Source organism: Phaeovulum veldkampii DSM 11550, from assembly GCF_003034995.1.
GTDB lineage: Bacteria > Pseudomonadota > Alphaproteobacteria > Rhodobacterales > Rhodobacteraceae > Phaeovulum > Phaeovulum veldkampii.
In genome coordinates, this window is record NZ_PZKF01000024.1 from 33974 (window position 1) to 46048 (window position 12075).

Consider the following 12075-nt stretch of genomic DNA (forward strand, 5'->3'; position numbering starts at 1 on the left):
TCTAGCCCCGGCATCGGGGCCGCGCAAGGAAGCCAGACCCGCGCGCCCTCAGGCGGCGTAAAGCGCCTGCGCACGGGTTTCAAACGCGCGCACCACGCGGCGCATCGCCTCGTCAAAGACCACGCCGATCACCCTTTGCAGAATCGCGTTGCGAAATTCGAAATCCACGAAGAATTCCGCCTCGCACCCGCCCTGCGGCAGATCGCGGAACTGCCACCAGCTTTTCAGATAGCGGAACGGGCCATCCAGATATTCGGTATCGATCCGGTGCCGTTCGGGCCACAGCGTCACCCGGCTGCCAAAGCGTTCGCGGAACACCTTGAACGAGATCACCAGATCGGCCTCCATGATTTCAGAGCCGTCGGGCTGGGGCCGGCGCGTGCGAATGCGGGCTGCCGCGTTCCACGGCAGAAACTCCGGGTAGCGCGCCACATCGGCGACAAGGGCATACATCTGGGCGGCGCTGTAGGGCATCGCCCGTTTTTCCGAATGGGTCGGCATGAGGTTCCGATGGTTCGTGACTCCGCGCGCCTGTTTCGGTAACAAACGCGCAGAAAGCAAGAGGAACCCATGCCGCAGCGCGCCTATGTGATCGACGAGATGATTTCGGCCAAGACCATCGCGGCGCGGGTCGAGGCGCTGGCGCGCGAGATCACCGACAGTTTCGCGGGCACCGACAAGCTGGTGGTGGTGGGCCTGCTGCGCGGCTCGTTCATCTTCATCGCCGATCTGGTGCGCGAGATCGGCCTGCCGGTCGAGGTGGATTTTCTCGAAGCCTCGTCCTACGGCGACGAGATGACCTCAAGCCGCGAGGTGCGGATATTGAAAGACCTGCGATCCGGCATCGAGGGGCGCGATGTGCTGGTGGTCGAGGATATTGTAGATACCGGTTTCACGCTGAGCCATGTGCTGACCATCCTGCGCGCGCGCGGCCCGAAACGGCTGGAGGTCTGCGCGCTGCTCGACAAACCCGCCCGGCGCGAGGTGCCGGTGCGCGCCACCTGGACCGGCTTTGAGATCCCCGATGAATTCGTGGTGGGCTACGGCATCGACTTTGCCCAGCGCAACCGCAACCTGCCCCATATCGGCAAGGTGCGGTTTCTGGAATGACCCTGCCCGATCTGGTCGGCCCCGATCTGGACGTTCTGTTTTGCGGCACCGCGCCGGGCTGGACCTCGGCGGCGCGGGGGCATTATTACGCCCGCCCCGGCAACCGGTTCTGGCCAATGCTGGCCGAAACCGGGCTGACGCCCCGGCTGTTGACCCCTGACGAGGACCACCTGCTGCCCGGCCTTGGCCTCGGGCTGACAGATGTTGCCGAAAAGGGCGTGGCGGGGATGGATGCCGATATCCCGCGCACCGCCTACGCCCCCGACCGGCTGGCTGGGTTGCTGGCCGGGTTGCAGCCTGCGGCCATCGCCTTCACCAGCCTGACGGCGGCGCAGATGGCGCTGGGGCGGCGGCTGGCGGCGGGGCGGCATGATGATGCCCTGCCGGGGCTTGCGGTCTGGGTGCTGCCCTCGCCCTCGGGCCGGGCGCGCAGCCATTTCCGGCCCGAGCCGTGGCACGATCTGGGCTGCTGGGTCGCGCTGCGGCGACAGCGGCGAGACCAGGGGCGAGACCAGAGGCGAGATCGGGGGCGCACGCAATGAACCCGCTGGTGTGGCTGATGCGCATGTCGCGCTGGGCGCGCAATCCGCCCTCGCCGCAGCGGGTGAAGATCGTGCTGGGCGCCATCGCACTGGCCTTTGCGCTGTGGGGGCTGGAACTGGCGGGGCTATGGCCCGACTGGGCCACGCTGGACAAACCCGCGCGCCCCCCACGCCTGCCCTGAGGCGGTGGCATTGCACCCAACCCTTTGGGCGGCTATAGTCTGCGCCAACCAAATCTGGCGCCGCCAGAGCCATCTGACGAAGGGCCATCCCTGTGACCGACACCCCGGAAATCCCTGACACCGCAGACGAATTGCCCCATCGCATGGCGCATGCCGGCCCCTCTGTCTCGATCGCTGCCGAGATGAAGACCGCCTATCTCGATTACGCAATGAGCGTGATCGTCAGCCGCGCGATCCCCGACCTGCGCGACGGGTTGAAGCCCGTCCACAGGCGCATTCTTTATGCGATGCACGAAACCGGCAACACGCATGACAAGGCCTATCGCAAATCGGCCCGGCCGGTGGGCGATGTGATGGGGAAATACCACCCCCATGGCGACGCCGCGATCTATGACGCGCTGGTGCGGATGGCGCAAAGCTTTTCGATGTCGCTGCCGCTGCTGGACGGTCAGGGCAACTTCGGCTCGATGGACGGCGACTCGGCCGCGGCCATGCGTTACACCGAGGTGCGGATGGACAAGCCCGCCTCGGCGCTGCTGGCCGATATCGAAAAAGACACCGTCGATTTTCAGGACAACTACGACGGCAAGGACCGCGAGCCGACGGTTCTGCCCGCGCGCTTTCCCAACATGCTGGTCAACGGCGCGGGCGGCATTGCGGTTGGCATGGCCACCAACATTCCGCCGCACAATCTGGGCGAGGTGATCGACGCCACGCTGGCGCTGATCGAAACCCCCGATCTGACATCCGAAGACCTGATGACCTATGTGCCCGCCCCCGATTTTCCGACCGGCGCACAGATCATGGGGCGGGCGGGCGCGCGCAAGGCCTATATCGAGGGTCGGGGCAGCGTGATCATCCGAGCCAAAACCCGGATCGAGGAACTGCGCAAGGACCGCTACGCGATCATCCTGGACGAGATCCCCTATCAGGTGAACAAGGCCACGATGATCGAAAAGATCGCCGAACTCGTGCGTGACAAGAAACTGGAGGGCATCGCCCATATCGCCGACGAATCCGACCGCGTCGGCGTGCGCGTGGTGATCGAGTTGAAACGAGACGCCACCCCCGATGTGGTGCTGAACCAGCTTTACCGATTCACGCCGATGCAGACCTCGTTCGGCTGCAACATGCTGGCGCTGAACGGCGGCCGGCCCGAACAACTGACGCTGCGCGATTTTCTTGCGCATTTCATTACCTTCCGCGAAGAAGTTGTGGCCCGCCGCACCGCGTTTGAATTGCGCAAGGCGCGCGAGCGCAGCCATGTGCTGTGCGGTCTGGCGGTGGCGGTGTCGAATGTCGATGAGGTGGTGGCGACGATCCGATCCTCGGCCGACCCCGCCGAGGCGCGCGAACGTCTGATGACCCGGCGCTGGCCTGCCCATGACATCGCCGAATACATCCGTCTGGTCGATGACCCGGCCCACAAGATCAACGACGATGGCACCTATAACCTCAGCGAGGTTCAGGCCCGCGCCATCCTTGATCTGCGGCTGCAACGGCTGACCGCGATGGGGGTCAAGGAAATAACCGACGAATTGCAGGAACTGGCCGCGAAAATCCGCGACTATCTGGCGATTCTGGCCAGCCGTGAGCGGATCATGCAGATCATCTCGGACGAACTGCGCGACGTGAAGGCCAACTTCGCCGTGCCGCGCCGCACCGAGATCGTGGACTGGGCCGGCGATCTGGACGACGAAGACCTGATCGAACGCGAGGATATGGTCGTGACCATCACCTCAGGCGGCTATATCAAGCGCACGCCTCTGGCCGAATTCCGCGCGCAGCGCCGCGGCGGCAAGGGCCTGTCGTCGATGGCGACCAAGGAAGACGATGTGGTGACCACGCTCTTTGTGGCCAACACCCATACCCAGCTTTTGTTCTTCACCACCGATGGCATGGTCTATTCGCTGAAATGCTGGCGCCTGCCGCTGGCCGGGCGCAATGCCAAGGGCAAGGCGATGGTCAACATCCTGCCGATCGTGCCCGGCGTTTCCATCGCAGCCCTGATGCCGGTGGACGCACCCGAGACGGAATGGGACAACCTTCAGATCGTCTTTGCGACCTCCGAGGGTGACGTGCGCCGCAACGCGCTGAGCGATTTCGCAAATGTCATGCGCAACGGCAAGATCGCGATGAAGCTGCCCGAGGGTGTCAGCCTCGTGAATGCGCGCATCTGCACCGAGTCCGATGACGTGATGCTGGTCACCGCGATGGGGCGGGCGATCCGCTTCCCCACCACCGATGTGCGGGTGTTCCAGGGCCGGTCGTCCACCGGCGTGCGCGGTATCCGGCTGGCGACGGGCGACCGCGTCGTGTCGATGTCGATCATCCGCCATTTCGAGGCGACCCCCGAAGAACGCGTGGCCTTCATCCGCATGAAACGCGCGGTGATGGGCGCCGAGGATGAGCCCACCGAAACCGACGAGGACGAAACAACCACCGAGGCCGGGGCGCTGAGCCCCGAACGCTATGCCGAAATGTCGGCGGCCGAAGACCTGATCCTGACGATCACCGCCAAGGGCGCGGGGAAACTGTCCTCCAGCCACGACTACCCGGTCCGCGGCCGCGGTGGCCAAGGCGTGACCGCGATCGAGAAATCCATGCGCGGCGGCGCGCTGGTGGCCTCGTTCCCGGTGGACCTGTCCGATCAGGTGATGCTGGCAACATCTACCGGCCAGTCGATCCGGGTGCCGGTCGAGGGGATTTCGTTCCGCTCGCGCTCGGCCGGGGGGGTCAAGGTGTTCGACACCGGCGCGGGCGAAGAGGTCGTCTCGGTCGCGCGCATCGCCGATCAGGGTGACGAGGGCTGAGCGGGTTCAGGGCCGCGAAATCTTTGGGCTGACTGTCGGGGCCGCATCTTCGGGTGCGGCCTTTCTCGTTGGTGCCCTCACGACATTAACCAGTTAACCCTCTGGCAATATTAATGTTTCATTAACGCCTTCGCTCTGGCATCAAGGCTGCAACCGGGGTCGTTCCCCACCAGGTTGCAGAAGGCAGCCACCCCCTTGCCGGAGTTTTCCAGATGCGTGCCCAAGCCGCCGTTCTGGCCAGTGCCCTGTGCCTGGCCGCCCTGCCCGTTCATGCCCAGTCCAGCAGCCCGCTGGGCTTTTCCTGGGCCGAGGCCGAAATCGGCCTGTCCAGCTTTCGATCGGATGATCCGCGCGGCTTTGCGCGCCTCACCGGCGATTTCGCCGTGACCGAGGCGCTGGGCTTTCAGCTTGACCTGTCGCTGCGCGATTTCAGCGGCGGGATGCTGGGGCAGATCGACAGCCACCTGTATCTGATGCCGGGGGACCAAAACAAATATGGCCTGTTCCTCAGCCTCGCCGATGTGGACGGGCGCGAGGCGACCATCGGCATGGCCGGGGTCGAGGGAATTTTTGCCATCACCGAAACCACCCGGATCGAGGCGCGCGGCGGCATCGGCTATGCCCGGCCCGGCTCGATCGACTTCATCGCGGCCAGCCTTGGCGTCGATCACGATCTGGGCCCGCGCGACACGCTGTTTGCCACCCTCAGCGTCAGCGAATTTGACGAAGTTTCGCTGCGTGGTCAGGGCTATGACGCCGAAATCGGCTGGCGCCATGCGCTGGCCAGCCATCCGGTCGAACTGACCGCAGCCGTGGGCGTCAGCGGCATGAGCGGGCGCGATGATCTGCCCTCGGAAACCCGCGTCAGCCTTGGGCTGACCTGGCGCTTTGGGGCCGAACCGGGCCGAAGCCGCACGACCGCCACCCAGGCCTTCCGCCCGGTGCGCCCGTTCGACCCGCTTTTGCTGACCGGATCGTTCTGATCCTTTCCAAATGCGGCCCGCCGGGCTAGAGGACGGGCCATGAGCGATACACTTCACATCATCGGCGCCGGGCTTGCCGGGTCCGAAGCCGCCTTTCAGGCGGCCGAGGTCGGCGTGCCCGTGGTGCTGCACGAAATGCGCCCCGCGGTCGGCACCTTTGCCCATCGCAGCGGGCTGTGCGCGGAAATGGTCTGTTCCAACTCGTTCCGGTCGGACGATGATGAACGCAACGCCGTGGGTCTGCTGCACTGGGAAATGCGCGCGGCGGGCGGGCTGATCATGGCCATGGCCGGGGCGCACCGCCTGCCCGCAGGCGGCGCGCTGGCCGTCGACCGCGAGGCCTTTGCCGAGGCCGTCACCGCCCGCCTGACCGCACACCCCAACATCAGCTTTGCCCCCGGCGAGATCACCGATCTGCCGCGCGACGGACACTGGATCATCGCCACCGGCCCGCTGACCTCGGGCGCTCTGGCTCACAGCATCCGGGCCGAAACCGGGGCGGAGCATCTGGCCTTTTTCGACGCCATCGCCCCCATCGTCCACGCCGACACCATCGACATGTCGGTGGCCTGGCGCCAAAGCCGCTATGACAAGGGCGACACCGAAGAAGAGCGCACCGCCTATATCAACTGCCCTATGACGCGCGACCAGTATGAGGCCTTCATCGACGCGATTCTGGCCGCCGAAAAGACCGAGTTTCACGCCGGCGAAACCGCAGGCTATTTCGACGGCTGCCTGCCGATCGAGGTGATGGCCGAACGCGGCCGGGAAACGCTGCGCTTTGGCCCGATGAAACCCGTGGGCCTGACCAACCCACACCAGCCGGAGGCCAAACCCTATGCCGTGGTGCAGTTGCGCCGCGACAATGCGCTGGGCACACTCTACAATATCGTGGGCTTTCAGACCAAGATGAAATACGGCGCACAAACGTCTGTTTTCCGTATGATTCCGGGTCTGAACAATGCCTCTTTCGCGCGTCTTGGCGGGATCCACCGCAACACCTTCCTGAACTCGCCCAGGCTGCTGGATGACCGGATGCGTCTGCGCAACCGCCCGAACATCCGGTTTGCCGGGCAGGTAACAGGGGTCGAAGGCTATGTCGAAAGCGCCGCGATGGGCCTTCTGGCGGGGCGGATGGCGGCGGCCGAGATTTTGGGCCGCGACCTGCCGCCACCGCCGCCCGACACCGCGATGGGAGCGCTGGTGCATCACATCACTGGCGGGGCCGATGCCAAGACATTCCAGCCGATGAACGTCAACTTCGGCCTGTTTCCCCCGATTGACGCCAAGGGCGGGCGCCGCGGCCGGAAAGACCGCTACAAGGCCTACACTGACCGCGCGAAAGACGCGTTTACCCAATGGCTTGCAGCGCAAGCCTGAGGCGCACCCGGTTTGCGCCCTCGCCAACCGGCTGGCTGCATCTGGGCCATGCCTATGCCGCGCTGGTGGCGGCCGGTCGCGCCGATCCGGGGCAATTTCTGCTGCGGATCGAGGATATCGACCGCGCCCGATGCCGGACCGACTATGAACAGGCGATCTTTGACGATCTGGAATGGCTGGGCCTGAAGTGGCCGCGCCCCGTTCTGCGCCAGTCCAACCGGATGGATTCCTATGAAACGGCCCTGAACCAACTGATTTCGCTGGGGCTTTGTTACCCGTGCTGCTGCACGCGGGGCGACATTCGCGCGGCTCTTTCGGCACCGCAGGAAGGCGCGCCGATGATCGGCCCCGATGGTCCGGTCTACCCCGGCACCTGCCGCGCGCGGCCCATGGCCGCGGCCGGGTCGGGTGATGTGATCCGGCTGAACATGGCGCGCGCGCTGGACCATCTGGGCGACTTGCCCGATTTCACAGAAACCGGCCCCACCCATGCCGGGCACCACCGGCTGCACCCCGACTGGCTGCGGCGCCAGGCAGGCGATGTGGTGCTGGCGCGGCGAGGCTTTGGCACCTCTTATCACCTTGCCGTCGTGGTCGATGACGCTGCGCAGGGCATCACCGATGTCACCCGCGGCGAAGACCTGTTCGAGGCGACATTCGTGCATGTCCTGCTTCAGGCGGCGCTAGAGCTTCCGACGCCAAGCTACCACCACCACAGCCTTATTCGAGACAGCGAGGGCAAGCGTCTGGCCAAGCGCGACGATGCGCGCGCCCTGCGCAGCCTGCGTGCCCAGGGCGCCACGCCCGCCGATATCCGCCGGCTGATCGGGCTTTAGCCCAGGGCGCGCAGCCGGGCGATCAGGCTTGACGTATCCCAGCGCCCGCCGCCCATCTTCTGCACATCCTTGTAGAACTGATCCACCAGCGCCGTCACCGGCAGGCTGGCGCCGGTGTCATTGGCGGTGGCCAGGCAGATGCCCAGATCCTTGCGCATCCAGTCCACCGCAAAGCCGAAATCGAAACGGTTTTCTTCCATGGTCTTGTAGCGGTTCTGCATCTGCCAGCTTCCGGCTGCGCCCTGGCTGATGACCTCGACCACCTCGGAAATCGACAGCCCCGCCTTTTCGGCGAAATGCAGCGCCTCGGACAGGCCCTGCACCAGCCCGGCAATGGCGATCTGGTTGCACATCTTGGCCAACTGGCCCGCGCCCGACGCGCCCATCCGGCGGCAGATCCTGGCATAGGCCGCCATCACCGGCTCGGCCCGCGCATAATCGTCGGCAGAACCGCCGCACATGATGGAAAGCTGCCCGTTCTCGGCCCCCGCCTGCCCGCCCGACACCGGCGCATCGACAAAGCCCAGCCCCTGCGCCGCCGCAACCCCGGCCAGCTCGCGCGTCACCTGGGCCGAAACCGTGGTGTGATCGACGAAAACCGCCCCAGCCGTCATCGCGGCGAATGCGCCCGCGTCGCCCAGACAGACCGCGCGCAGATCATCATCGTTGCCCACGCAGGCCATGACAAATTCGGCATCGCGCGCGGCATCGGCGGGCGTTGCGGCCCAGTCGCCCTTGTGGCGTTTCACCCAGGCCTCTGCCTTGGCGGCGGTGCGGTTGTAGACCGTCACCTCATGCCCCTTGGCCGCCAGATGGCCCGCCATCGGAAAGCCCATCACCCCCAGCCCCAGAAACGCAATCCGTGCCATGACACCCCCCGTTCGCGCAAACGCGCGTTGATCATTGTCGCGTGCTGACTTAGTTACGCAAGCGCCCCAAGGCGTCAACCTTTCCCGCTTCCACGCCCATTTCGAGGTTCCATGCTGATCGCCTTTCGCTGGCTTGTGCGCCTGATCTCGGCTGTCCTGATCCTGTCGGTGCTGGGGCTGGCGGGGGCGTGGTATTTCGCGGCGCGATCCTTGCCGGATTACAACGAGGCGCTGGAGGTCGCGGGGCTGGGCGCGCCGGTCGAGATCGTGCGCACCACCGATAACGTGCCCCATATCTTTGGCGCCTCCGATGACGATGTGTTCTTCGGGCTTGGCCTGGCCCATGCCCAGGACCGGCTGTGGCAGATGGTGATGTTGCGCCGCACCGTGCAGGGGCGGCTGGCCGAGGTGTTCGGCCCCCGCGCCCTGCCCACCGACGAATTGATGCGGCGGCTGGATCTTTACACGCTGGCGACCCAATCGGTGACCGCGCAGGACGCCCGCACCCGCGCCGCCCTTGATGCCTACGCCCGTGGCGTGAACGCCTGGATCGAAGAGGTCAACACAGGCGCTCGCGGTCGCGGCGCGCCCGAATTCTTCGTGTTCAACGCCGAAATCGCCTATTGGCAGGCCGCCGATTCGATCGCGATCCTGAAGCTGATGGCGCTGGAACAGTCGGGCAACCTGCATGACGAGGTGCTGCGCGCGCGGATTTCGCTGCAAAACCCCGCCTGGGTCGCCGATCTGATGCCTGACATGCCCGGCCCTGGCATCGCCGCCCTGCCCGATTATGCCGCGCTCTTTCCGCAGGCCCCCGCCCCGATCCGGCAGGCGGCGGGCACCTCCGATCCGTTCCTGCCGCTGGCCCCGCGCGGTCTGGGCGGCGCGTCGAACGCTTGGGCGGCGGCGCCCAAACGCGCGGCCGCGGGCGGGGCGCTGCTGGCCAATGACCCGCATCTGGGCCTGTCGGCGCCGTCGGTCTGGTATCTCGCCCGGCTGGAGCTAGCCTCGGGCGGGGTGATCGGTGGCACCATCCCCGGCATTCCTGCGGTGCTGACGGGGCGCAATGGCGATCTGGGCTGGGGCATCACCACGGCCTATGCCGACGATCAGGATCTGTTCATCGAGGAACTCGACCCCGCCGACCCCGAGCGTTACCGCACCCCCGAGGGCTGGGCCGGGTTCGAAACCCGCCGCACGATCCTCAAGGTCAAGGATCAGGCCCCCGTCACCCTGACCCTGCGCTGGAGCGATAATGGCCCGATCCTGCCGCCCGCGCAGTTCGATCTGGCCGCGGTCACACCGCGCGGCCATGCGGTCGCGCTGTCGTGGACGGGGCTTGACCCGGCCGACACCTCGATGAGCGCGGCCGTCGCGCTGATGGCGGCCCGCAGCGTGGCCGAGGCCGAGGCGGCGGGCGCCGCCTTCATCGCCCCGGCCCTGAACCTGACGCTGGCCGATGCCACGGGCAAAGTGGGGCAAATTCTGATTGGTGCGTTGCCCCGGCGCGACGCCGCCCACCAAAGCCAGGGCCGGATGCCCAGCCCCGGCTGGATCGCGACCAACCGCTGGCAGGGGCGGCTGGCCTATGCCACCAACCCGCGGGTGATCGCGCCGCAGGGCGGGATCGTGGGCAACACCAACAACAAGACCGTGGACCGGCCGTTCCCGGTGCATGTCAGCTTTGACTGGGGCGACAGCCAGCGGGTTCTGCGCTGGCTCAAACTGATGCAGGACCGCGAGGTGCATTCGCGCGAAAGCTTCATCGCGGCGCAACTGGATGCCGTCAGCCCCGCAGCGCGCGGCCTGCTGCCGCTGGTGGGGGCCGATCTGTGGTTTACCGGGCAGGCCGCCCCCGAGGGCACACCCGAACGCCGCCGCCAGCGCGCGCTGGAACTGCTGGCGAACTGGGACGGCGAGATGAACGAACATCTGCCAGAACCGCTGATCTATGCGGCCTGGATGCGCGCGCTTCAGGCGCGGCTGCTGCGCGACGAACTGGGGCCGCTGGCACCCGCCTTCCTCCATCTCGAACCGCTGTTCATCGAGCGGGTGTTCCGCAACGTCCAGGGCGCAGGCAAATGGTGCGACGTGATCCAGTCGGCGCCGGTCGAGACCTGCACCGATATTGCGCGCATCGCGCTGGATGATGCGCTGCTGGATCTGTCGTCGCGCTTTGGCGCCAATATCGAAAGCTGGCGCTGGGGCGATGCGCATCAGGCGCAGCATGATCATGCGGTGCTGGGCCGCTTGCCTTTTCTGGGCGCGCTGGTCAACATCCGCCAATCGACCTCGGGGGGCGATTTCACGCTGATGCGGGGCCGCACCGCGGGCACCGGCCCCGAGCCTTTTGCAAATGTCCATGGCGCGGGCTATCGCGGGGTTTACGATTTTGCCGACCCCGACAGTTCGGTCTTCGTGATTGCCACCGGCCAGTCGGGCCACCCCCTCAGCCGCCACTATGACGATCTGGCGGGGCTGTGGCGGCGGGGCGAATATATCCCGATGTCGCTTGATCCGGGGCTGGCGCGGGCCGCCGCCGCCGGGATCACCGTGCTGACCCCCGCTCCGGGCCTCGCTGCGCGGCAGGATTGAGGCCGCCCAGACACCTGCCCGCCGGGTGCGGAACAATAAGTCGCACCATCGCGGCCCTGATCCGATCAAGTTAGCGTTGAGATTATCACAGTGTCGTGAAATGATGCACTGCGATAAACCGGTCCCAGGGCGCCGGGCGCGAACGGTCGGCTGCACGACCCCACCGGGTATCACGCAGCCGAAGCCAGCGAGCAGCCCTACATGCAAAGTCGAATACCAGATTGGGGAGACGACACGATGGATGACATGAACAAAGTCTGGCCGAGCGGCCTGACCCTTGCCGAAGCGGAAGAAGTGCAGAAGCAACTCGTGCTCGGCACCCGCGTTTTCGGCGGCATCGCGCTGCTGGCGCACTTCCTGGCGGCGATCGCCACACCGTGGCTCGGCTAAGGGAGAATTGATCATGAACAACGCGAAACTCTGGCTTGTTGTCAAACCGACGACTGGCGTTCCCCTGTTCCTCAGCGCCGTCGCAATCAGCTCGTTTGCCGTGCACTACATGCTGGTGAAAGACACCACCTGGTTTGCCGCTTACCACAACGGTAGTGCGGCGGTTGCGGCTCCGGCTGCGGCCCCGGCGGAAGAAGCGGTTGCCGAAGAGGCTGTTGTCGAAGCCCCGGCTGCTGAAGCTGCCCCGGTCGCGGAAGAACCCGCCGCTGAGGCCCCGGCTGCCGAAGCCGCCCCGGTCGCGGAAGAACCCGCCGCTGAGGCCCCGGCTGCTGAAGCTGCACCCGCCGCCGAAGAGCCCGCCGCTGAGGCCCCGGC

General features: G+C 66.2%; 12 protein-coding genes. 10 read left to right on the forward strand and 2 right to left on the reverse strand.

The window, feature by feature from the left end; translation table 11 throughout:
- Nucleotides 1-48 precede the first annotated feature (48 nt).
- Nucleotides 49-501 carry a type II toxin-antitoxin system RatA family toxin gene (locus C5F46_RS11015; protein ID WP_107325402.1) on the reverse strand — a complete coding sequence of 151 codons (453 nt, stop codon included), beginning with the start codon at nucleotides 499-501 and terminating at the stop codon, nucleotides 49-51.
- Between the two features lie 69 nt (nucleotides 502-570).
- On the opposite strand from C5F46_RS11015, the gene hpt reads away from it, so the two are divergent.
- The 7 genes from hpt to gluQRS all read left to right on the forward strand — a co-directional run bounded on the left by hpt (nucleotide 571) and on the right by gluQRS (nucleotide 7846).
- On the forward strand, nucleotides 571-1110 hold the full coding sequence (hpt, locus tag C5F46_RS11020) for a hypoxanthine phosphoribosyltransferase (protein WP_107325403.1): 540 nt from the start codon (nucleotides 571-573) through the stop codon (nucleotides 1108-1110).
- A complete protein-coding gene (locus C5F46_RS11025) occupies nucleotides 1107-1652 on the forward strand; it encodes a mismatch-specific DNA-glycosylase (RefSeq protein WP_107325404.1) in 546 nt (181 codons plus the stop codon). The genes hpt and C5F46_RS11025 overlap by 4 nt, the downstream gene beginning before the upstream one ends.
- The gene (locus tag C5F46_RS11030; protein ID WP_107325405.1) at nucleotides 1649-1834 is read left to right on the forward strand and encodes a hypothetical protein; all 186 of its coding nucleotides are present in this window, start codon (nucleotides 1649-1651) and stop codon (nucleotides 1832-1834) included. Before C5F46_RS11025 ends, C5F46_RS11030 begins: the two co-directional genes overlap by 4 nt.
- A gap of 92 nt (nucleotides 1835-1926) precedes the next feature.
- On the forward strand, nucleotides 1927-4647 hold the full coding sequence (gyrA, locus tag C5F46_RS11035; RefSeq protein ID WP_168796761.1) for a DNA gyrase subunit A: 2721 nt from the start codon (nucleotides 1927-1929) through the stop codon (nucleotides 4645-4647).
- Nucleotides 4648-4859: 212 nt separating this feature from the next.
- Nucleotides 4860-5630: a hypothetical protein gene (locus C5F46_RS11040; protein WP_107325406.1), complete on the forward strand. Its 771-nt coding sequence runs from the start codon at nucleotides 4860-4862 to the stop codon at nucleotides 5628-5630.
- 39 nt (nucleotides 5631-5669) lie between these two features.
- Complete coding sequence (gene trmFO / locus C5F46_RS11045) at nucleotides 5670-7010, forward strand: methylenetetrahydrofolate--tRNA-(uracil(54)-C(5))-methyltransferase (FADH(2)-oxidizing) TrmFO (protein WP_107325407.1); 1341 nt, start codon at nucleotides 5670-5672, stop codon at nucleotides 7008-7010.
- Entirely contained in the window at nucleotides 6989-7846 is an 858-nt protein-coding gene (gene gluQRS, locus C5F46_RS11050) for a tRNA glutamyl-Q(34) synthetase GluQRS (protein WP_107325408.1), read from the forward strand. Before trmFO ends, gluQRS begins: the two co-directional genes overlap by 22 nt.
- Here the strand turns inward: gluQRS and C5F46_RS11055 are convergent.
- On the reverse strand, nucleotides 7843-8715 hold the full coding sequence (locus C5F46_RS11055) for an NAD(P)-dependent oxidoreductase (RefSeq protein ID WP_107325409.1): 873 nt from the start codon (nucleotides 8713-8715) through the stop codon (nucleotides 7843-7845). The genes gluQRS and C5F46_RS11055 overlap by 4 nt on opposite strands.
- Before the next feature lie 111 nt (nucleotides 8716-8826).
- Here C5F46_RS11055 and C5F46_RS11060 point away from each other — a divergent pair, with 111 nt between their 5' ends.
- The 3 genes from C5F46_RS11060 to C5F46_RS11070 all read left to right on the forward strand — a co-directional run.
- Nucleotides 8827-11310, forward strand: coding sequence for a penicillin acylase family protein (locus C5F46_RS11060; protein WP_107325410.1), 2484 nt, complete (start codon nucleotides 8827-8829; stop codon nucleotides 11308-11310).
- A gap of 237 nt (nucleotides 11311-11547) precedes the next feature.
- The gene (locus C5F46_RS11065; protein ID WP_107325411.1) at nucleotides 11548-11700 is read left to right on the forward strand and encodes a light-harvesting protein; all 153 of its coding nucleotides are present in this window, start codon (nucleotides 11548-11550) and stop codon (nucleotides 11698-11700) included.
- A 13-nt stretch (nucleotides 11701-11713) separates the two neighbouring features.
- Nucleotides 11714-12075 (forward strand): light-harvesting protein (locus tag C5F46_RS11070; RefSeq protein WP_146160223.1); only part of this gene is annotated, 362 nt, incomplete at its 3' end.